The 20,743-nt window shown below is 74.0% G+C and carries 22 protein-coding genes; 13 read left to right on the top strand and 9 right to left on the bottom strand.

The features are described from left to right. Nucleotides 1-70 precede the first annotated feature (70 nt). Nucleotides 71-346, top strand: coding sequence for a hypothetical protein (locus AC0VYN_RS14320; RefSeq protein WP_475536314.1), 276 nt, complete (start codon nt 71-73; stop codon nt 344-346). Between the two features lie 65 nt (nt 347-411). Here AC0VYN_RS14320 and AC0VYN_RS14325 read toward each other — a convergent pair whose 3' ends face one another. Next, nucleotides 412-2,166: an ABC transporter ATP-binding protein gene (locus tag AC0VYN_RS14325; protein ID WP_475536315.1), complete on the bottom strand. Its 1,755-nt coding sequence runs from the start codon at nt 2,164-2,166 to the stop codon at nt 412-414. A 183-nt stretch (nt 2,167-2,349) separates the two neighbouring features. On the opposite strand from AC0VYN_RS14325, the gene AC0VYN_RS14330 reads away from it, so the two are divergent. From AC0VYN_RS14330 to AC0VYN_RS14350, 5 genes are all read left to right on the top strand, one after another. Continuing rightward, nucleotides 2,350-3,438: an S-(hydroxymethyl)mycothiol dehydrogenase gene (locus tag AC0VYN_RS14330; RefSeq protein WP_475536316.1), complete on the top strand. Its 1,089-nt coding sequence runs from the start codon at nt 2,350-2,352 to the stop codon at nt 3,436-3,438. After that, nucleotides 3,438-4,067: an MBL fold metallo-hydrolase gene (locus tag AC0VYN_RS14335; RefSeq protein ID WP_475536317.1), complete on the top strand. Its 630-nt coding sequence runs from the start codon at nt 3,438-3,440 to the stop codon at nt 4,065-4,067. Before AC0VYN_RS14330 ends, AC0VYN_RS14335 begins: the two co-directional genes overlap by 1 nt. A gap of 123 nt (nt 4,068-4,190) precedes the next feature. Then, complete coding sequence (locus AC0VYN_RS14340) at nt 4,191-5,105, top strand: SDR family oxidoreductase (RefSeq protein WP_475536318.1); 915 nt, start codon at nt 4,191-4,193, stop codon at nt 5,103-5,105. A 32-nt stretch (nt 5,106-5,137) separates the two neighbouring features. Continuing rightward, nucleotides 5,138-5,938, top strand: a complete 801-nt coding sequence (locus AC0VYN_RS14345; RefSeq protein ID WP_475536319.1) for an SDR family NAD(P)-dependent oxidoreductase — start codon at nt 5,138-5,140, stop codon at nt 5,936-5,938. A 164-nt stretch (nt 5,939-6,102) separates the two neighbouring features. Next, a complete protein-coding gene (locus AC0VYN_RS14350; RefSeq protein WP_475536320.1) occupies nt 6,103-6,798 on the top strand; it encodes a L,D-transpeptidase family protein in 696 nt (231 codons plus the stop codon). Between the two features lie 31 nt (nt 6,799-6,829). On the opposite strand, the gene AC0VYN_RS14355 is transcribed toward AC0VYN_RS14350, so the two are convergent. Further along, nucleotides 6,830-8,032 carry a Gfo/Idh/MocA family protein gene (locus tag AC0VYN_RS14355; RefSeq protein ID WP_475536321.1) on the bottom strand — a complete coding sequence of 401 codons (1,203 nt, stop codon included), beginning with the start codon at nt 8,030-8,032 and terminating at the stop codon, nt 6,830-6,832. A gap of 315 nt (nt 8,033-8,347) precedes the next feature. Between AC0VYN_RS14355 and AC0VYN_RS14360 the strand changes: the two genes are divergently transcribed. Further along, entirely contained in the window at nt 8,348-8,533 is a 186-nt protein-coding gene (locus AC0VYN_RS14360) for a hypothetical protein (RefSeq protein WP_385466696.1), read from the top strand. A 133-nt stretch (nt 8,534-8,666) separates the two neighbouring features. Here AC0VYN_RS14360 and AC0VYN_RS14365 read toward each other — a convergent pair whose 3' ends face one another. Both AC0VYN_RS14365 and AC0VYN_RS14370 read right to left on the bottom strand, forming a co-directional pair. Then, the gene (locus AC0VYN_RS14365; RefSeq protein ID WP_475536322.1) at nt 8,667-10,028 is read right to left on the bottom strand and encodes a S1 family peptidase; all 1,362 of its coding nucleotides are present in this window, start codon (nt 10,026-10,028) and stop codon (nt 8,667-8,669) included. A 96-nt stretch (nt 10,029-10,124) separates the two neighbouring features. Continuing rightward, nucleotides 10,125-11,171 (bottom strand): hypothetical protein, encoded by a 1,047-nt coding sequence (locus AC0VYN_RS14370; protein ID WP_475536323.1) that lies wholly within the window; start codon nt 11,169-11,171, stop codon nt 10,125-10,127. A 25-nt stretch (nt 11,172-11,196) separates the two neighbouring features. Here AC0VYN_RS14370 and AC0VYN_RS14375 point away from each other — a divergent pair, with 25 nt between their 5' ends. Both AC0VYN_RS14375 and AC0VYN_RS14380 read left to right on the top strand, forming a co-directional pair. Then, complete coding sequence (locus AC0VYN_RS14375) at nt 11,197-12,375, top strand: MalY/PatB family protein (protein ID WP_451693177.1); 1,179 nt, start codon at nt 11,197-11,199, stop codon at nt 12,373-12,375. 68 nt (nt 12,376-12,443) lie between these two features. Next, the gene (locus AC0VYN_RS14380; RefSeq protein WP_475536324.1) at nt 12,444-12,833 is read left to right on the top strand and encodes a PPOX class F420-dependent oxidoreductase; all 390 of its coding nucleotides are present in this window, start codon (nt 12,444-12,446) and stop codon (nt 12,831-12,833) included. 9 nt (nt 12,834-12,842) lie between these two features. Here AC0VYN_RS14380 and AC0VYN_RS14385 read toward each other — a convergent pair whose 3' ends face one another. Next, nucleotides 12,843-13,256, bottom strand: coding sequence for a Zn-ribbon domain-containing OB-fold protein (locus AC0VYN_RS14385; protein ID WP_475536325.1), 414 nt, complete (start codon nt 13,254-13,256; stop codon nt 12,843-12,845). Nucleotides 13,257-13,537: 281 nt separating this feature from the next. Here AC0VYN_RS14385 and AC0VYN_RS14390 point away from each other — a divergent pair, with 281 nt between their 5' ends. Next, entirely contained in the window at nt 13,538-14,374 is an 837-nt protein-coding gene (locus AC0VYN_RS14390; RefSeq protein WP_475536326.1) for an ATP-grasp domain-containing protein, read from the top strand. 28 nt (nt 14,375-14,402) lie between these two features. Then, the gene (locus AC0VYN_RS14395) at nt 14,403-14,891 is read left to right on the top strand and encodes a flavin reductase family protein (protein WP_451693182.1); all 489 of its coding nucleotides are present in this window, start codon (nt 14,403-14,405) and stop codon (nt 14,889-14,891) included. A 10-nt stretch (nt 14,892-14,901) separates the two neighbouring features. Here AC0VYN_RS14395 and AC0VYN_RS14400 read toward each other — a convergent pair whose 3' ends face one another. The 3 genes from AC0VYN_RS14400 to AC0VYN_RS14410 form a co-directional block, all read right to left on the bottom strand. Further along, entirely contained in the window at nt 14,902-17,307 is a 2,406-nt protein-coding gene (locus AC0VYN_RS14400) for a SpoIIE family protein phosphatase (protein WP_475536327.1), read from the bottom strand. A 153-nt stretch (nt 17,308-17,460) separates the two neighbouring features. Continuing rightward, nucleotides 17,461-17,844: a hypothetical protein gene (locus tag AC0VYN_RS14405; RefSeq protein WP_475536328.1), complete on the bottom strand. Its 384-nt coding sequence runs from the start codon at nt 17,842-17,844 to the stop codon at nt 17,461-17,463. A gap of 308 nt (nt 17,845-18,152) precedes the next feature. Beyond that, nucleotides 18,153-19,070 carry a MurR/RpiR family transcriptional regulator gene (locus AC0VYN_RS14410; RefSeq protein ID WP_475536329.1) on the bottom strand — a complete coding sequence of 306 codons (918 nt, stop codon included), beginning with the start codon at nt 19,068-19,070 and terminating at the stop codon, nt 18,153-18,155. Nucleotides 19,071-19,274: 204 nt separating this feature from the next. Here AC0VYN_RS14410 and AC0VYN_RS14415 point away from each other — a divergent pair, with 204 nt between their 5' ends. Together AC0VYN_RS14415 and AC0VYN_RS14420 are read left to right on the top strand one after the other, a co-directional pair. Continuing rightward, nucleotides 19,275-19,436 (top strand): hypothetical protein, encoded by a 162-nt coding sequence (locus AC0VYN_RS14415; RefSeq protein WP_475536330.1) that lies wholly within the window; start codon nt 19,275-19,277, stop codon nt 19,434-19,436. A gap of 88 nt (nt 19,437-19,524) precedes the next feature. Next, nucleotides 19,525-19,926, top strand: a complete 402-nt coding sequence (locus AC0VYN_RS14420; RefSeq protein ID WP_385466729.1) for a DUF3662 domain-containing protein — start codon at nt 19,525-19,527, stop codon at nt 19,924-19,926. Nucleotides 19,927-19,972: 46 nt separating this feature from the next. Here the strand turns inward: AC0VYN_RS14420 and AC0VYN_RS14425 are convergent, their stop codons facing one another. Then, nucleotides 19,973-20,653, bottom strand: coding sequence for a nucleoside/nucleotide kinase family protein (locus AC0VYN_RS14425; RefSeq protein ID WP_475536331.1), 681 nt, complete (start codon nt 20,651-20,653; stop codon nt 19,973-19,975). Between the last annotated feature and the right edge of the window lie 90 nt (nt 20,654-20,743).

Here is a 20,743-nt window from a genome sequence, read left to right on the forward strand (position 1 = left end):
CGATGCTCCCGACGGGTGAGGACGGTCGCCCGGCCGTGTCCGCCTCCGGTCCGTCCGCGTTGCCGAAGGCATGATCCCAACACGACGCATCGCCTCCGCCGTCGGTCTCGCCGCGGCCCTCACCGCCCTCGTCGCGCCGACGGCGAGTGCCGCCGGCCCGGGTTCGGCGGGAGCCGGAGCGCTCGCCCCGGCCCTCCAGTCGCTCGCCGTCGACGGCCTGTCCGACGGGGGCAAGGACGCCCGGACGACACCCCCCGTCCCGTTGCACGGGCCCGACACCCGTGACCAGATGCGGCAGACCGTCGGTCTGCTGTCCCCGGTGATCGGCGCACTCGCCCCGAGGTGACGTCCGCGGCCGGCGGAATCCAGGGAGGGCCGCCCGCACCGGGCGGCCCTCACTCGTGCGCGGGCTCAGCCGCCGGTCGCCAGGAACTGCGTCGCCGCCAGCTCCGCGTACAGCGGGTCGGCGGTCACCAGCTCCCGGTGCGTGCCGACCGCGCGGACCCGGCCCGCGTCCATCACGACGATCCGGTCGGCCGCCGTCACGGTGGACAGCCGGTGGGCGACGACCAGTACCGTCGTCGTCCGCGCCACGTCGGCCACCGTGTCCCGCAACGCCGCCTCGTTGACCGCGTCCAGCTGCGAGGTGGCCTCGTCGAGCAGCAGCAACCGGGGGCGGCGCAGCAGGGCCCGGGCGATGGCGACACGCTGGCGCTCTCCGCCGGACAGCTTGGTGCCCCGGTGCCCCACCAGCGTGTCGAGGCCGCCCGGCAGCCTGGCCACCAGGTCGTCGAGGCGGGTCGTCTTCACCACGGCGGCGAGCGTCCCGTCGTCCGCCTCCGGGTTGCCCAGCAGCAGGTTGTCGCGCAGCGAGCCGGACAGCACCGGCGCGTCCTGCTCCACGTATCCGATCGCGGCGCGCAGCGAGGGCAGTTCCCACTGCGCGAGGGTGCGGCCGTCCAGTGTGATCTCACCCGACTCGGGGTCGTAGAACCGCTCGACGAGGGAGAAGACCGTCGTCTTGCCCGCGCCGGACGGACCGACGAACGCCGTCATCCCCCGCGCGGGCACGGTGAACGTCACCCCGTGGTGGACGTACGGCAGGTCGTCGGCGTACCGGAAGCGGACGTCGCGGAAGGCGAGGGCGGCGGGGCGTTCGGCCGGCGAGGGCAGTGGGACGGACCGCACCGGAGGCTCGGCGGGCAGGCGCAGGGCCTCCTGGATGCGGACCAGGGCGGCCGCGCCCGTCTGGTACTGCGCGACCGCGCCGATCACCTCCTGGAGGGGCGATATCAGGAAGAACACGTACAGCAGGAACGCCACCAGCGTGCCCACGTCGACGGCCCCGGTCGCCACCCGCGCACCGCCCACCGCGAGCACCGTGATGAACGCGATCTGGATGGCCAGCCCCGCCGTGTTGCCCGCCGCCGCCGACCACTTGGCGGCCCGCACGCTCTGCCGCCAGGACTCCTCGGCCGCCTCGTGCAGCACCCGCTCCTCCCGGTGCTCGGCACCCGACGCCTTCACCGTGCGCAGGGCGCCCAGCACCCGTTCCAGCGCGGCCCCCATCACGCCGACCGCCTTCTGGGCCTCCTTGCTCGCCCGGTTGATGCGCGGCGCGATCAGCCCGATCACCGCCCCCGCACCCGCGATCACCGCCAGGGTGACGCCGAGCAGCACGGGATCGACCAGTCCCATCATCACGACCGTCGCCACGAGCGTGAGCCCGCCCGTGCCCAGGCCGACCAGCGAGTCGGAGGTGACCGTCCGCAGCAGCGTCGTGTCCGAGGTGACGCGCGCCATCAGGTCGCCCGGCTCGGTGCGGTCCACGGCCGGGATGCGCAGCCGCAGCAGGTACGACGCAAGCGACCGCCGCGCGCCGAGGACCACCGACTCGGCGGTGCGCCGCAGCACGTACGAACCCAGAGCGCCCACCACCGCGTTGGCGACCACCAGGCCGGACATGGCCAGCAGTGCGCCGGTGATGGCCCGGTCGTGCGACAGGTCGTCGATCAGGCCCCGGGCCACGAGCGGCAGCAGCAGCCCCGTCACGCCGGTGAGCAGGGAGAGCAGGGCGCCCCCGAGGAGAGCCCACCGGTGCGGCCGCACGTACCCCAGGAGCAGGCGCCAGGCGGGCGGGCCGGGCTCCGTCTCGGCGATGCTCAACGGCTCTCCTTCGGCAGACGGCGGACGCCCCAGGCTACGTCGGCGCCGCACGGCGCGGCTCGCGGTTTCACCGCCTCCGTACGGCCGCGAACCCAGCATGACCGCCCCGTCACGGGATCTTGCCGATCGGTTGCGCGTAGGGTCGGGGGAGAACGACGAGTGGCCGAAGAAGGAGTCAGAGCCATGGCGCAGGAAGTACGCGGCGTGATCGCACCGGGCAAGGACGAGCCGGTACGGATCGAGACGATCGTGGTGCCCGATCCGGGACCCGGCGAGGCCGTGGTCAAGATCCAGGCCTGCGGCGTGTGCCACACCGACCTGCACTACAAGCAGGGCGGCATCAGCGACGACTTCCCCTTCCTGCTCGGCCACGAGGCCGCGGGCGTGGTGGAGTCGGTCGGCGCCGGGGTCACGGACGTGGCTCCCGGCGACTTCGTCATCCTCAACTGGCGTGCGGTGTGCGGCAAGTGCCGGGCCTGTCTGCGCGGGCGCCCCTGGTACTGCTTCGACACCCACAACGCGGAGCAGAAGATGACCCTGGCCTCGACCGGCCAGGAACTCTCCCCGGCGCTCGGCATCGGCGCCTTCGCCGAGAAGACGCTGGTCGCCGCCGGACAGTGCACCAAGGTCGACCCGGCCGTCTCCGCCGAGGTGGCCGGACTGCTGGGCTGCGGCGTCATGGCCGGCATCGGCGCCGCCATCAACACCGGCGACGTCGGCCGCGGCGACACCGTCGCCGTCATCGGCTGCGGCGGCGTCGGCGACGCGGCGATCGCCGGCTCGCACCTGGCCGGCGCGTCGAAGATCATCGCCGTCGACATCGACGACCGCAAACTGGAGACCGCCCGGAGCATGGGCGCCACCCACACCGTCAACTCCCGCGAGGGCGACCCCGTCGAGGCGATCCGCGAGCTGACCGGCGGCTTCGGCGCCGACGTCGTCATCGAGGCGGTCGGCCGCCCGGAGACCTACCGGCAGGCCTTCTACGCCCGCGACCTCGCCGGCACCGTCGTCCTCGTCGGCGTGCCGACCCCCGAGATGAAGCTGGAACTGCCGCTGCTCGACGTCTTCGGGCGCGGCGGCTCGCTGAAGTCGTCCTGGTACGGCGACTGCCTGCCCTCCCGCGACTTCCCGATGCTCATCGACCTTCACCTCCAGGGCCGTCTGGACCTCGGCGCGTTCGTCACCGAGACCATCCGGCTCGACGAGGTCGAGAAGGCCTTCGAGCGGATGCACGCCGGTGACGTGCTGCGTTCCGTGGTGGTGCTGTGATGACCGCCCGCATCGAACGCCTCGTCACCTCCGGCACGTTCAGCCTCGACGGCGGCACCTGGGACGTCGACAACAACGTCTGGCTGGTCGGCGACGACCACGAGGTCGTCGTCATCGACGCCGCCCACGACGCCGACGCCATCGCCGAGGCCGTCGGGGACCGGCGCCTGACCGCCATCGTGTGCACCCACGCCCACAACGACCACGTGAACGCCGCCCCGGCCCTCGCCGAGCGCACCGGTGCCACCATCTGGCTGCACCGTGACGACATGCCGCTGTGGCAGCAGACCCACCCCGACCGGGAGCCGGACGCCTGGCTGACCGACGGTCAGGTCATCGAGGCCGCCGGCGCCGACCTGACGGTCCTGCACACCCCCGGGCACGCCCCCGGCGCCGTCTGCCTGTACGAGCCGGGCCTCGGCGTCGTCTTCACCGGCGACACGCTCTTCCGGGGCGGTCCCGGCGCCACCGGCCGCTCCTACTCCCACTTCCCGACGATCATCGACTCGATCCGCGACCGGCTCCTCGCGCTGCCGCCCGGGACGGAGGTCCGCACGGGCCACGGCGACTCGACCACGATCGGCGACGAGGCCCCGCACCTCCAGGAGTGGATCGCACGCGGCCACTGACACCGGACCTCGCGGCACTCGGCGCCAAGCTGGGAGACACGCGGAAAAGGTGACAGAAGATGTCCGGCTTCCCGGGCAGTCTCGATCACGACAGTTCGTGGCGAGAGGAAACGGGAGCCGGACATGGCAAAGTCACTCGAGGGCAGGGTCGCACTGGTCGCCGGAGCGACCCGCGGCGCCGGACGCGGCATCGCCGTGGAACTCGGCGCGGCCGGCGCCACGGTCTACGTCACCGGCCGCACCACCCGTGCCCGGCGCTCGGAGTACGACCGCCCGGAGACCGTCGAGGACACCGCCGACCTGGTCACCGCGGCCGGCGGTCACGGCATCGCCGTCCCCACCGACCACCTCGTACCGGCGGAGGTCGCCGCGCTGGTCGACCGCATCGCCCGCGAACAGGCCCGCCTCGACGTCCTGGTCAACGACATCTGGGGCGGCGAGACCCTCTTCGAGTGGGACAGCCCCGTCTGGGAGCACGACCTCGACAAGGGCCTGAGGCTCCTGCGGCTCGCCGTGGAGACCCACGCGATCACCAGCCACCACGCCCTGCCCCTGCTGCTGCGCAGCCCCGGCGGACTCGTCGTCGAGGTCACCGACGGCACCGCCGACTACAACCGCGACCACTACCGGGTCTCCTTCTTCTACGACCTCGCCAAGTCCTCGGTGCTGCGCATGGCCTTCGCCCTCGGCCACGAACTCGGGCCGCGCGGCGCCACCGCCGTCGCGCTGACGCCGGGCTGGCTGCGCTCGGAGATCATGCTCGACCACTTCGGCGTACGGGAGGAGAACTGGCGCGAAGCCCTCGACCGCGTCCCCCACTTCGCCATCTCCGAGACCCCGCGCTACGTCGGCCGCGCCGTGGCCGCGCTGGCCGCCGACCCGGGCGTGGCACGCTTCAACGGCCACTCCCTGTCCAGCGGCGGACTCGCACGGGAGTACGGTTTCACCGACCTCGACGGCAGCCGCCCCGACGCCTGGCGCTACCTCGTCGAGGTCCAGGACGCGGACAAGCCGGCGGATGTGACCGGTTACCGCTGACCGCCCGGCGCCCACGCACTACCGTCGGCGCCATGACCGACACCATGCGCTTCGAGGGACACGGCATTCTCGTCACCGGCGCCGCGCGCGGCATCGGCGCCGCCACCGCCGCGCGGCTCGCCGAGGAGGGGGCCGGGGTACTGGTGACCGACGTGGACCGGGCCGAGGCGGAGCGGACCGCGGCGGCACTGCGCGAGCGGAAGCTCAGCGCCGAGGCGTTCCCCTGCGACGTCGCGGACCGGGCGTCCGTCGAGGCGGCGGTCGCCCGGGCCGTGGACGCCTTCGGCTCCCTCGACGTGCTGGTCAACAACGCCTATGCCTGCGCGCCCGACGCCCCGCTCTTCGAGGACGAGCCGGACGAGGTGTGGGCGCGCGACCTCGACATCACCCTCACCGGCGCCTACCGCTGCTGCCGCGCCGCGCTGCCCCACCTGGCCGCCTCCGGGCGCGGCGCCGTCGTGAGCATCGGCTCGGTCAACGGCACCCGGGACTTCGGCAACCACGCCTACAGTGCCGCCAAGGCGGGCCTGGCCTCCCTGACCCGCACCCTCGCCGGACACGCCGCTGCGCGGGGGGTCCGCGTCAACCTGGTGGCGCCGGGCACCGTGCGCACCACGGCCTGGGAGGGCCGGGACGACGAGCTGGCGGCATTGCGGGGGCTGTATCCGCTGGGGCGGGTGGGGGAGCCCGGCGACATCGCGGCGGCCGTCGCCTTCCTCGCCTCGCGCGACGCGTCCTGGATCACGGGGACCACCCTGACCGTCGACGGCGGTCTGACCGCGGTCGACACCGGGTTCCGGCAGGCCCTGCTCGAGCGGGGCGGCACGGGCTGACAGGAACCCCGGCGGCGGGCCGTCCGGTGGCGTTTGTCACTGTTTCGTCGCGATGCCTCGCGGAGGGCAACCGAAGCCGCCGCCGGGTTGTCTAGCAGGCGGGGATCGCACCACGGGCGACCTTCCGTCCATTCCACCGTTCCGACGTGAAAGGCTGACCGGCCATGGGGGACATACGCAGACGGGGCGCCGTCGCACTCGGGCTCACCGCACTGGTGGCACCGCTCACGCTTGCGCTCGGCGCCGCACCGGCGCAGGCCGCGAGCTGCAGCACGCAGACGGGCCCGTACCAGAAGAAGGTCGAGAAGTTCCTCGGCCGCCCGGTCGACGGCAAGCAGTCCGCCGCCGACTGCAAGGCGATCCGGGCCTTCCAGACCAAGCACGGCATCACGCCGAACATCGGCTACGCGGGCCCTGTCACCTGGGGGGTGATGGACCTGATGCAGAAGCAGAAGGCCGTCGGCAAGAACCCGAACAAGTCGGGCAAATGTCCCGTCAACAAGGGGCGCATCGCCTGCGTGGACCTGACCCTCCAGCTGAGCTGGATCCAGGACGGCAGGAAGCTCGTCTACGGTCCGGTGCCGGTCCGTACGGGCCGCAACGGCTACGAGACCCGCACCGGCCTGAAGAAGGTCTACTGGCGGCACATCAACCACGTCTCCACGATCTACGACGTGCCGATGCCCTACAGCCAGTTCTTCGACGGCGGCCAGGCCTTCCACTCGGTCGGCGTCAGCATGTGGAACCCGCCGGGGTCCCACGGCTGCGTCAACATGACGAAGACCGACGCCAAGAAGTACTGGTCGCTCCTGAAGAACGGCGACGACGTCTACGTGTACGGGCGCAAGCCGGGCACCTGACAGGCGCAGGCGCCCGGCGGGCACGGACCCGTCACGCCTGCGGCGCGTCGCCGAAGTCGGGGATCTCCAGCCTGACCCCGCCCTGCCGTGCGGACTCGTGCGCGACGACGCCCGGCAGGGTGTAGCGGGCCGCGACCCAGGCGTTCACGGACGGCAGGGTGCGGGTGCCGACCGCGGTCACGAAGTCGTCCGCCAGGAAGTGGTGGCTGCCCTCGTGCCCGTTGCGCAGCCGGTCGAAGGACCGCGGCAGGCGCGACCGGTCGTGCACCGGTGCCGAACCGGAGGTGAAGGCGGACCGCAGCTCGGGCGCGACGTGCTCGAGGGACGGGTCGTCGGGTGCCGTGACCGGCCTGGGCTCGAGCAGCTCACTGATGTCCCGCACCCCGTTCTTGTCCTGCCAGAGCGCCACCGTGGCGAGCTGCTCCATGCTCGCCTCGGTGCCGAAGAAGCGGAAACGGGACTCGCGGATGTACGAGGGGTAGCCGACCCGCCGGAACTCGTTCGTGCGGAACGACCCGCCGCCGGCCACCTCGAACAGCGCGGTGGCGTTGGAGAAGTCGTTGTCGAACCGGCTGACCGACCGGTCGAAGACGCCGTCCCCGCGCTCGTCCACCACGCCGATCGCCGAGACGCTCACCGCGTGCGTCCGCCAGGCGCCCAGCACCCCGCCCACCGAGTGCGTCGGGTAGAGCATCGGTGGATAGCTGGCGGTGGACTTCCACTCCTCGCCCCCGCTGTACCGGTACGCCTCGTAGAACCCCAGGTCCATGTCGTGGACGTAGTCGCCCTCGGCGTAGAAGAGCCGCCCGAAGGCGCCCTCGGCGATCCGGTCGCGGGCGTGCACGGTGGCCGGGTGGTAGTGGCTGGTCTCGCCCATCATGTAGGTCAGTCCGGTCGCCTCGACCGCGCCGATGATCTCCGCGATCTCCTCGGCGGTGATCGCCATGGGGACCGCCGAGTACACGTGCTTGCCCGCGGCCAGCGCCCGGAGCACCAGCGGGCCGTGGGTCCAGCGCTGCGTGAAGACCGCGACGGCGTCGACCGCCCGCGACTCCAGCATCGCCTCGTAGGTGGGGTACGTGCCGGTGAGGCCCTCGGCGGCGGCGAGCCGCTCCGCCCGTTCCGGCACCAGGTCGGTGACGTACACGTCGCGCACGCCGGGATGGGCCAGGAACAGCCTGGCGAACTGGCCGGAGAACTGACCGGCACCGACGATGCCGAGGGAGAACGTCATGGAGGGCGTGCCCTTCGCTGGTCGAGGTCGGGCCGGCCTGCCGGGAGTCCTTCGTGGCGCCGGCCGGCCGGACGGTGACGGCCGTCACGTCGATGCCGTACCCACCCGAGGCGCACCGGCACTCCTTCGCGGCCGATCAACGGCGTGATCCGCGGGACACCCCGTGAAGGCGGGCCGTGTGCGCCAGGACACAGCCGCCGTGCACGAACTCGCCCGTAGGTCTTGACAGATGGGAAGATCGACGTGACCAGTAACACGGTCCGATATGTCCGATTGGCTCGCGATTACTCACATCGCCTTCACGCCCGGCGCCGTATGCTTCACAGCATGTCCACCACTGTTGAACCTTCTTCCGAGCGATCGGCGGCCGAGGTCAACGAGGAGATCCGGGCCCTGTGGCTCCGGTCGGGCGGGACACTGAGCGTCGAGCAGCGCGAGGAGTACCAGCGGCTCGTCCTGGAGTGGGCCGCCGCGGCCCCCGAGCCGGTGAAGGCCGCCTGACCCTCCGAAGCTCCTCGGCCCGGCGCCGCACAGCCCCGGCCTCCGGCACCCCTCGACGGGGTGCCCTTCTCGTACCGGCCCCCGGCCGTCCGTCACGGCGCCGCCGGCTCCGTCCGGCGGCGCCCGCCGCGCCTCAGCCCCACGTGGCCGAGTAGTACCGCCGGTACGCCTTGCGGTCTCGTTCCGTGCGCAGCCACCGTGTCGCCGTCAGCGCGATCAGGCTGCCCGCGATCACCAGCAGACCGGGACCGACGTTGCGGCGGTCCGTGAGCCGGGACACGAGCGTGGAGCCGCCGGTTCCCGTCACCGGCGCCGGCCCCCCCGGTGCCGCCGCGCCCGGAGAGGCGGCACCGGAGGCCGGAGGCGCGGGCGCGGCCCGCCGCCCGGACCCGTCCGGCGACGAGACGATCAGCCGCATGCCGAGCGACGTCAGCGCCTCCGTCACCGGCTGGAAGAACGTCGTACCGCCCTTGGCGCAGTCGCCGCTGCCTCCGGACGTCACGCCGAGCGCGATCCCCTCGGAGAACATCGGGCCCCCGCTGTCCCCGGGTTCGGCGCACACGTCCGTCTGGATGAGGCCGGAGACCGTGCCCTCCGGGTAGTTGACCGTGGCGTCGAGCGCGGTCACCCGGCCGTCGCGCAGGCCGCTGGTACTGCCGCTGCGGAACACCCGCTGCCCGACGGCCGCTTCGCCCGTGCCCGTGATGCGGACGCCTTTGCCGCCGCCGACCGCCACCACGGCGGAGCCGTTCCCCGCCCCGCCGTTCGCGTACGCCACCAGGGAGAAGTCGTCCCCCGGGAAGCTTCTGGCGACGGTCCTCCCGAGCTGCCGGCCGCCCCCGTCGTCCCCGAACCAGACCGACCCCGTCGGACCGCAGTGACCGGCGGTGAGGAGGAAGTCCCCGCGGCCGTCGGTCACGTTGAAGCCCGCCGAACAGCGGCCGGCCGTCGACAGGATCGGCCGCCCCCCGTACAGGCGCGTCGTGAACGCGCCCTTGGTGCGTTCCATGCGGACGAAGCCGCCGATGCCTTCCGCGACCCGCGTCAGCCGTGCCCATTCGGCCGCCGGGACGGTGCTGTCACCCCGGACCACCACCTCGTTCGACCGGTAGTCGAGGGCCCACGCCGTCCCCGCCACCCGGGGCGCCGAACGCAGCGCGGACGTCGCCGACTTCAGCTCCGCCATGCTGTGCGGGACGACCTCCGCCGCGGCGCCCGCACGCCGCACCTCGCCGGCCGCCTCGTCGTCGGTGACCGCGACGACCGGCCGCCCGTCGGGGCCGATCCAGTGACCCGCGGTGCGCGAGGCGCCGAGGCGTGCCACCAGTGCGCTGCCGGTGCCGGACGCCGGCAGTGCCAGTGTGCGGGAGGCGGCGGGGGCGTCGGGCGGTTCGCTCGCCACGGCCCGGGTGACCATCGTGCCGCCCACCAGAAGCCCGCCGACGGCGGCCAGCCGTGCCACTCGCCGGACGATGTGTCGTCGTGCGTGCCTCATGCGTGCGCTCCCGGAGCCGGATGCGCGGCGTCACCACCGCGGGGGCCTGCGGACGTCGAGCGCCCTCCCTCCATACGGGCCCGGGCACGGCCGTGTTCACCGGGCCGGCGGCGCCGTACGGCCCGTGGCGGGCGGGCCGTTCCCGGCCAGCCGCAGCCAACTGCCCTCGTCGCCCCACACGGAGGCCGCGTCGAGATAGGGCCGCAACAGTCCGGTGAGCACGGCGTCACCGCCACCGCCCAGCGTGTCGGAGGCGATCGTGCGGGCGATCCCGGCCAGGAAGTCGGCGAGCTGGACCCGTGCGTCGTGGCGCGCGTGGACCAGCCGCAGCCCGTCGAGGCGGACGCCGCCGAGCCGGGCCCGCTCCTCGATCCAGGCGACGGCCTCGGGCGTCAGGGTGTTCTGCCGGTCGTGCACCAGGCGGACCGGACGTCCGGGTGCGCTCCAGTGCGCGGCGGTGGCGACGACGGCGGGCAGCAGCGGGTCCAGGACCGGGACCGGCGCGGGTCCGGCCGTGAGGCGGGCCCGGTAGGCGTCCGCGCGGTGCCGGGCCGCCGCGAGCCGTTCCAGGGTCGCGGCCGGGCCGGCCGGCGGCCGTGCCCCGCGCAGCACGTCCACGGCGCGGAAGAAGGTGTCGACGGGCGCCGCCCGCTCCTCGCCGCCCGTGCCGTTCCCGTTGCCGCGCACCCACAGGAGCCGGTTGGCCGACGTCAGGAACTCCCGCCAGTCCTCCTCGCCGAAGACCGGCCGTCCCGCCCGGAACAGCGGGAGGGCACCGGCCGGATCACCGAGCAGCACGGCGGCGGTCCGGTCCACCACGAAGAACGCCTTCTCGGTGAGGTGCACGTGCGCGTGCCCGTGGATAGGACCCGACGGGCCGAGCAGCCACTCCAGCACCGGCCGGTGCTTCTCGCGCAGCAGGTGGTTCGCCTTGTACTCCTCCGCCGGCGACCGGATCCGGTCCCGCACCGTCAGCACGGCCTCGGCGGCCGAGGCCACGGGCAGGCACACACCGGCGTGCGCGAACACGTCGGTGTTCCCGCCGGTGAGGTTCTCGCCGTCCGACCCCGACTCGTCGCACGCGACCTCCAGGAACGCCCCGGCCGGCGTCCCCGGCATCCCGTCGCCCCGTTTCCCGGTCACACCACGGCCACCTATCTTGAGCCCCATGACCAGGATCCCGCAGGACCCGCCCGGTGAACCCGACCCGCTGCAGGAGCTCACCCTCGACCGGCTGCGCCGCCGCACGAGCATGAAGTGGCGCACCCACCCCGCGGACGTGCTGCCGCTGTGGGTGGCCGAGATGGACGTGCCGCTCGCCGGTCCCGTCGTGCGGGCGGTCACCGACGCCATGGAACTCGGCGACACCGGTTATCCCAGCGGCACCGCCTACGCGGAGGCGCTGGCCGCCTTCGCGGGCGAACGCTGGGGCTGGGACGGCCTCGCCGTGGAACGCACCGCGATCGTGCCCGACGTGATGCTGGGCGTCGTCGAGATGCTCAAGCTGGTCACCGGCCCCGGTGACCCGGTGATCGTCAATCCGCCGGTGTACCCGCCGTTCTTCCAGTTCGTGACGCACCTGGACCGGCGTGTGGTCGAGGCGCCGCTCGGCGCGGACCTGCGCATCGATCAGGCGGCGCTGGAGGACGCCTTCCGGCGGGCGGTCGCCGGCGGCGGGCGGGCCGCCTACCTGTTGTGCAGCCCGCACAACCCGACCGGCACCGTGCACACCGCCGAGGAACTGGCCGCCGTCGCGGCCCTCGCCGAGCGGTACGGCGTGCGGGTCGTGGCCGACGAGATCCACGCGCCCGTCGTCGCCGGCGGCGTGCGGTTCGTGCCGTACCTGAGTGTCCCCGGAGCCGGCCGCGGCCTGTCGCTGATGTCGGCGTCCAAGGGCTGGAACCTGCCCGGGCTCAAGGCGGCGCTCGCCCTCGCCGGGCCCGGTGCCGCGGGCGACCTGGCCCGGATGCCCGAGGAGGTCGGGCACGGCCCGAGCCACGTCGGCGTCATCGCCCACACCGCCGCCCTGCGCCACGGCACCGCCTGGCTCGACGCCGTGCTGGCCGGGCTCGACAGGAACCGCCGGCTGCTCACCGACCTGCTGGCCGCGCACCTGCCCGGTGTCGTCCACCGCCCCGGGGAGGCGACCTACCTCGCCTGGCTCGACTGCCGCGCGCTCGGCCTGGGCGACGACCCGGCCGAGGTCTTCCTCCGGCGCGGCCGGGTGGCGCTCAGCCCGGGCCCGGACTTCGGCACCGGCGGCGCCGGACACGTCCGGCTCAACCTCGCCGCCTCGCCGGAGGTGATCACGGAGGCGGTACGGAGGATGGCGTCGGCCCTGGTGTGAACGGGCGGCGCGCGTACTTGCCGGGTACGGGCGACGCACGCGGGGGAGCGGCCCTAGACTTCCGGACCATGGACGACGAGGCGTCACTGGACCGGCTCGGTGCCGGCAAGTATCTGTTGGTCACCAGCTACCGCAAGAACGGCACCCCGGTCGCCACTCCGGTGTGGGTCGTGCGGGACGGTGACGCGCTCGGCGTGTGGACGGCCGCCGACTCCTGGAAGGTCAAGCGGGTGCGCAGGCGTGCCGACGTCCTGGTCGGCCCGTGCGACGTGCGGGGCACCCCGACCGGCGACCAGATCCCCGCGACCGCCGAGATCGGCGACGCGGCCACGGCCGGCCGCTACCGCGGGCTCATCGCCCGCAAGTACGGCATCGTCGGACGGCTCACCCTCTTCGGGAGCCGGCTGCGCCGGGGACTGGACGGCACCGTGGGGATCACGATCACGCTCACGCCGTGAGGGCCCGGCTCAGGTCCAGGCGCGGTACGGCTCGTCGACCAACTGGAAGACCGGTTCACCCCGTACCGGGTCCTTGGCCGTGGACAGCCGGACCCGGTCCCCGCTGTGAATGCCGATGAGCGGACCCGTGACCCGGCCGCGCAGCACGAAGCCCTCGGTCATCTCGATCAGGGACACGTTGCGCGCGGCGGGGGTGTTGCGGTGCACGACCGTGGCGTGCCGTACCGTCCCGGTGCCCTCGCTGCGCTCCGTCCGCAGGTCGCTGCCGCGGCAGACCGGACACAGCAGCCGGTGGTACATCGAGGTGCCGCACCAGGTGCAGCGCTGGTAGTAGATGGCCTCGGTCTCCGGGGCCCGGTGGTCGAGCACGCCCGTCGGGGAGCCGGCTGCCTGCTGAACGACGCTTCCTGAGGGGTGGTACACGCTGGTCAACTCCCTGCACTCGGGCCGGAATCCCGCGTGCCGGTCGCCGGGCACGCGTGTGCGCGGCAGACCGTGCCACCGTGCACGCCGCCAGAGTATGGCACTGAGTGCCACGCGTAAAGGTGCCGCGTGCCGCGGAATCTGCGGCCCGGCTGGCGGAGATGGGCTCATTGACCGAAGAAATATGGCACTGAGTGCAGTCTCTGACGGCGGGGGAGCGCCCCGCCATCGCGTCCGGGGCCTCGCATACGATCACGTGCGGCCGTCCCGAGGAGTCCCGCATGCCGTCCGCCCGCCCCCGCATCCTCTACGTCACCGACCTCGCCTACCAGGCCCGGGGGCGGCGCTACTGCGACGAGGACATCCTCCTCACCTCCCGGCTGCGCGAAGACTTCGGCCTGGCCCTGTGCGACCCGCGCGACGCGGCCGCGTTGCTGGACGGCTTCGACGCGGTCGTCGTCCGCAACAGCGGGCCGGTGCTGGGCCACCGGGCCGAGTACGACGCCTTCCGCGAGCGGGCGGCCGCTTGCGGTGCCCGCGTCTACAACCAGCTCACCGGCCGGGCGGACATGGCCGGCAAGCAGTACCTGCTCGACCTGACGGCCGCCGGGTACCCCGTCATCCCGACCGTCGACCGGACCGGGCACCTGGACCGGCTGCCCCCGGCCGAGGAGTACGTCGTGAAGCCGAAGCTGGGCGCCGACTCCCTCGGCCTGCGGTTCGTCCCGGCGGACCGGGTCCGGGAGGCGGTGCGCGCCGGAGCCGGTGACGTCCTCGTCCAGCCGCGCGTCGACTTCGCCTACGAGGTGTCCTTCTACTTTGTCGACCACGACTTCCAGTACGCCCTGTACGCGCCGCACCCCGACCGGCGCTGGCAGCTGGAACCCTACGCGGCCACCCCGCAGGACCTCGAGTTCGCACGGCGGTTCATCGAGTGGAACGGCATCGAGCACGGCATCCAGCGCGTCGACGCCTGCCGCGCTCCCGGCGGCGAGCTGCTGCTCGTCGAACTGGAGGACCTCAACCCGTACTTGTCGCTGGACGCCCTCGACGAGCCGCGCAGGGACGCCTTCGTCGCCGCCATGAAGGCCGCGCTGCGCCGCCTTCTCGACGCCTGACGGAACCGGTCGGCCCGGTCCGCCTAGCATGGCGGGCATGGACGTGTTTCTCGACCGGCTCGACCCGGACATGTGCGTGGTCACGGCGGTGGCGGACGGGGAGGAGGCGGGCTGTCTGGTCGGCTTCGCCTCCCAGTGCTCGATGGAACCCGTGCGGTTCGTCGTGTGGCTGTCCGAGGTCAACAGGACGTTCCGGGTGGCCCGGTCCGCCGCGTACCTGGCCGTCCACCTGCTCGCCCGGGAACAGCACGCACTGGCCGAGGTGTTCGGCGGGCGGACCGGCGACGACGTGGACAAGTTCCGGCACGTCCGCCGGCGTACCGGGTACGCGGGGGCGGTCGTGCTGGAGGACGCCGAGGCGTGGTTCGTCGGCCGGGTCCTGGAGCGGATCACCGGGGGTGACCACGTCGGTTTCGTTCTCGAACCGGTCGAGTGGGGCGGTCGCGAAGCGTCCGGCCGGCCGCTGCTGCGGCTCGGCGACGCGCGCACCATCGAGCCCGGCCACCCGGTGGACTGACCCGCGCCGCCTACGGCTGCTCCACCGGGCCGTCCGGCACCTGTATGTCGAGGACGCACACGTCGTCCCGCAGTCCGTCCTCCGTCAGCAGCGCGGCCAGCAGCGGCTCCAGCGTGCCCGCCCGGTCGGCGTGGTGGGCCGCGGCGGCACTCGCGAGCCGCTCAAGACCCCGGTCGATGCCGTCGGAGGGCCGCTCCACCAGGCCGTCCGTGTACAGCAGGAGGCGGTCGCCCGGCTCCAGGAGGCACTCCGCCTCCGCGAAGACGGGGGCGTGGCTCGCGCCGAGCAGGATGCCCTTCGGCCGGTCGAGGTAGCGGGCCTTCCCGGCGCGCAGCAGCAGCGGCGGCAGATGGCCGGCCTGCGCCCACAGCAGCCGTCGCCGCCCGGGCGAGTAACGGGCCAGGACCATGCTCGCGGTGCCGTGGGCGCCACGGGAGTGCAGCAGCAGCGCGTTGAGGCGGGCCAGTGCCCCGGTCAGTGAGGAACCGGTGACGACCATGCCCTTGGCGGTGAAGCGCAGCTGGGCCATCGTGGCGACGGCGTCCACCCCGTGACCGGCGACGTCACCGACCACGAACAGGGCGTCCCCGTCGGGCAGTTCTATGGCGCTGAACCAGTCGCCGCCGACCTGCACGCCCGCCTGCGCGGGCAGATAGGCGACCTCCACACGCAGCCCGGCCGGCCGCAACGGACGCCGGGGCAGGGGCAGCAGCGCGTCCTGCAGCCGGGCCGCCAGCGTCCGCTCGGCCAGCAGCACGCCCTGCTGGGTCAGCATCGCCCGCTCGCTCTCGACCAGCGCCAGCTCCGCGAGGCGCCGCGCGGTCAGGTCCTGGACGAAGCCGTGCACCTCGACGGGCGTGCCGCCGTCGTCCGTCACCGCCTCGGCGACGATCCGCAGGTGCCGGACGCCGGCCGGTGTCCTGGTCCGGAAGGGGAGATCGCACGGCCGTCCCTCGCGCGTCAGCGCGCGCACGGCCCGGGTCAGCGCGGGCACGTCGTCCGGCAGCGCGAGGCCGGGCAGGCCGGTGAGGGCGACCGGGCCGCGTTTGGGGTCGCGGCCGAAGATGGCGAAGACCTGCTCGGACCAGGCGGCCTCGCCGGCGACCAGGTCCCAGTTCGCCCAGCCGAGGTCGCCCAGCCGCTGGAGATCGGCCAGTCGCTGCTCCTGCCGGTCGGAGGCGTCGTGCCGGACCCAGGACAGTACGAGCCCGTCGCCCAGCGGAGCCGCCCACACCGAGTACGTGGCCGCTTCCGCGGCGGCGTTCCCCGCGTCCCGTTGGGCGAACGGCTCGCCCTCGTACGGCTCCCCGGTGGCCAGCGTCCGCAGGCATCCCTGGCGCAGCGGCTCGGCGACCGGCTCCGGCAGCCACTCCAGGAGCTGCCGGCCGGCCGGGTCCGCGCCGCCGGCGAACTCCGCTGCCTGCGCGGTCGCGGAGTCGACGCGGAAGTCCGTGACGTGTCCCGAGGGCGCTCGCACCGGGGTGAGCAGTACCGCCGCGACCGGCAGGGCGTCGAACACCCGCTGCACGTCGCCGGCGGCGCCGGCCCCGGCGGGCCGCGGCCGGCCGCGGTACGACCGCAGCCACCCGGCACACAGGCGGGCGACGGCCCGCAGGCGGTCCCGGTCGCCGGAGGTGAAGGGGCGGCCGTCGACTGGGCGGAGCACGCCGAGGCACACGTCGGCCGGCGCCCCGGGCGGCACCGGCAGCCAGGCCTGGGGCCTGGCGCGTCCGGACGGGCCACCGGCCGGCGGCCACCCCTCGGCGTCGTCCGGCCAGCGCGGCTCACCGGTGCGCAGGGCCTCCAGTGCGGACGTTCCGCTCGACGGCGGCACCTGGGGCCATCGGGCGGCCGCCGCGTCGTCGAGACCGGAGTGGCCCATCAGCTCCAGGCCGCCCGAGGGCAGCCGGGCGCAGAGCACCACCGCGTCCGCGCCGACGGAGGGCGCGAGCCGCCGGTGGAGGCAGCGGGCGAGTTCCTGCGGGGAGGCGACGTGCGTCAGGGCCTCGGCGAGGCCGGGTGGGGCGGCCGGGGCACCGTCCGGGAGGTGGTCGTCGGAGGGACGGGCGTCGGGGAGCTGCGGGGCCGGCGCCCCGGCGCGGCCCGGGAGTGGATCCGCGTCGGCGGGCGGTGTCAGGGTGCCGAGCGTGATCCAGCACTCCTCCAGCAGCGTGCGCCGGCCCTCCTTCGCCCGCCGGGCCAGCGTCTCGCGCGCCGCTTCGGCGGAGACGCCGGTGAGCGCCATCACGGCGCCCTCGGCCCGTGCCACGACGGCCGTCGTAATGGCGCGATCGCGCAGCCGTTCGATCTCGGCACGCTGTCCGGCGACGACCCGGGCCAATGTGGCCAGGTCGGGCGCGGCGCCGGAGTCCGTCGGCGTGGCGTGCTCGCTCGTCACGCGACGGGCATGGCACATGGACCGGCTTTCGACGGCCGCCATTCGGCAGGTGATTCTTCTGCCGCCCCCGCGGCGCCCGCCGGGTGGGCCCCGAGGCGAGGGGCGGGCGTCCGCCGGCCGCTCCGGCGCACGCCCGTCGGGGCGGCCGTCCCGTGCGCCCGCGGGCGCGGGTCAGCGCCCGGCCGCACCACGCTCGACCAGGGCCTCGGTGACCGCGCGCACGCTGCGCGCGATGTGCTGGAGCTGCTGGAGCTCGGCCGCGTACAGCTTGATCGTGTGCTCGATGACGGACTCGGGCAGACCCAGCCGCGGCAGGTCGGCCCGGGCGGTCTGCAGGGCGGTACGGGCCACCCGGACCTCCTGCTGGACCTGGATCTGCGCGTGGCGGGCGAGCAGGACGGGGTGCCGGATCAGGGCCGGATAGCCGGCGTAGCGGGCCGGCACCAGCTCGCGCAGCCACTTGGCCGCCGAGCGCTCCCAGTCGTAGCTGCCGGGGCTCTTCACCTGGCACGGCCAGTCGGGGCCGAGGCGCGTGGTCGTCAGGGGCATGATCATCGCTTCCGGGTGTGCGGCGTCGACGGGGTGCTGCGACGGGTGGGGGGCGGCCCCGGCCCAGGGGAGTGACCGGGACCGCCGCGGGCGCTCGCGCAGGCGATGCCCGACCGAACACCCGGGGCACGCCGGAGCGGGTAGGAGTCGGCGGCCAGGGTGTTCGCGCAGGTGCGGACGCGGTCCGGGCGTCCGGGTCGCGATCCGTGAGCAGTATTTATATATGCCATCCGCTTTGCAAGACGTATGAAAACATTCATGCCTGCTGAGGGAACGGCCCGCGGGACCGATCCTGTCCGCGCCCGGCGGGCCGGTCAGTCCCGCAGGAAGAACTGGTGCTCCTCGGCGATCTGCTCGTACTCCTCGAGCCTGGCCTGCGTCCGCTCCGGATCGGCGTCGGTCATGGCCTGGAGCAGCGCCGCGCACATCACGCCCGGCGCCGCGTAGGAGTCGAAGACCAGCCGGGAGCCCGTGCCGGTGGCGAAGGTGACGTCGGCCTCGTCGACCACCGGGCCGAGCGCCAGGTCGGTGACCAGCGCCACCTTCAGCCCGGCCCCGCGGGCCACCCGTAACGCGTCGAGGGTCTCCTGGGCGTGCCGGGGCAGGGAGAAGGCCAGCACCCAGGTCCCGCCCGCCTCCCGGGACTGCAGCAGGGCGTCGTAGGCGACGCTGCCGCCGCGGGTGACCAGCCTGACGTCGGGATGGACGCGGCGGGCGGCGTAGGCGAAGTACTCGGCGAGCGACACGGAGATCCGCAGCCCGAGGACGGTCAGCGGCGCCGACGCGGCCAGCTTCCGGCCGGTCTCGACGACCTGCCCCGGGTCGGCGAGGTCGCGCCGCAGATTCTCCAGGTTCTCGATCTCGGCGTCGACGGCCGCCTGCAGTTCGTTGCCGCCGTTCTCCTCGGCCGGGGCGCCGCCGCGGCCGGCCAGCGCGATCGACTGGAGCCGTTCCCGCAGCGCCGGGTAGCCGCTGAAGCCGACCGCCGACGCGAACCGGGTCACCGACGGCTGGCTCACACCGACCCGGTCGGCCAGGTCCGTGATGGACAGGAACGCCGCCTCGGTCAGGTTCTCGATCAGGTACTGGGCGATGCGCCGCTGGCCGGGGGAGAGACGGGGACGGTCGAACAACGCCCTCAGCCGGGACGTGGGGGAGACCTCCGTCTCCGGGGCCGTCCGTCCCGAGGTGATCGCCGATGCCTGTGCGCGTGCCTGCTGCGGCGACGGCACGGGCGTGCCTCCTTTGTCTCCCACGGAGGTCAACATAGCCCACCGGCCGCACCCGTCAGGGCGCTGTTCCCGGCCGCTGGAGCCCGGCGCGGACGGGCGCCGGGCCTGGCGCGGAGGAGGCGTGACGGGTCGTGGGGGATAGCACCGCGCCGGGCGGGAACCCGCCGTCAGGAAGATCCCCCACCAGCCACGAGGAGCCCCGTCATGACCGTCCCCGAGGAGAACCGGCCGAAGACCGACACCACGGACGACGTTCTCGACCAGCGCGACGAGAACACGCCCCGCACGCCCGGTGGCACCGGCCGGACCATGCGCGAGGCCCTGGAGGAGGCCCACGTGCGTCCCGACGACTACGACGAGGATTGACCGCCCCGTAAGCCGCGCGCCGGCCCCGCGCCCCGCGGCACCCGACCCCGAGCAGCATCCGACCCCGAACACCGGCAGGTGACATCGTATGAGCGCCATCAGCGCGCTGGAGAAGGCTCTGGAGAACCGATGGGAGGCGCTGTGGGCGCGGGTGCGCGACAAGGAGCCCGTCGAGATCCTCGACGCCCTGCGCACCGAGTGCGACAGCAACGCCGTGGTCTGCGCCGAAGGCCGGGTCATGGTCCCCAACGCCTACGACGTCGAGCTCGCCGAGGTCGTCCACGAGGAACTGGCGCGCCATGACGGCCGGGTGGGCCAGGTGCTCACCGACAGCCTCGTCCGGCACGCCGAGCGGCGCGGATACGAGTGGGCGGGCCCGCTGGCGGTGCACGTGGGCAAGTCCGCCGACGTGCCCAACGGCCGCTATCGCGTGGCGAGCGGCGTGCTGCCGCACGTCAGCGCCCAGGGGTTCCCGAACGCGGCGTCCTGACGGCGAGGGGAGCGCTGCCGTCCGTCCCGTGAGCCGCGGGCGGGGTTCAGCGCGGCGGGCCACCACCGGGCAGTGCCGTCTCCGGCACCACGAGGTCGGCGCGGTCCCGGGTCGCGGCCACCAGGTCGGCGTTGCGCTGGTCCGTGTCCCGTACCCAGGCCATCGCGTCCTCCGGCGACTTACCGAACTCCTCGTGCCGGGCCACCAGCCGGCGGACCCGCTCCTTCTCGGGCACCTCGCAGAACCACACCTCGTCGAGGCGGGCCCGCACCCGTGCCCACGCGCCGGTGCCCAGCAGGAGGTAATTGCCCTCCGTCACGACCAGCCGGGCCGTCGGCGGCACCGGCACTGCCCCGGCGAGCGGCTGCTCCAGCACCCGCTCGAAGCCGGGCGCGTAGACCGTGTCCTCCGCGTCGTCCGTGCCGTCGCCCCGCCCCTCGCGCAGCCTGCGCAGCAGCGCAGCGTACCCGGCCGCGTCGAAGGTGTCCGGCGCGCCCTTGCGGCCCCGGCGGCCGAGCCGGTCCAGCTCGGCGTCGGCGAGGTGGAAGCCGTCCATGGGGACGTGGGCGGCCCACGCCCCGTCCGTCCCGTTCAGCTCCCGCACCAGAGCCGCGGCGAGCGTCGACTTCCCGGCACCGGGACTCCCGGCGATACCGAGGATCGCGCGCCGTCCGCCGCGCGGGAGGGAACGGGCCCGGGTGAGCAGGTCGTCGAAAGTCAGCGGCACACCGCAGAGTGTGCCACCCGGCGGTCCGCCGCCGTCCGGCCGCCCGCCCCCGCGGCAGGACGGCCGCCTGTGGCAGGTACCACCCGATGG

The organism is Streptomyces sp. 63XJN7_1_ISO-PGPR-S23-121, from assembly GCF_056173025.1.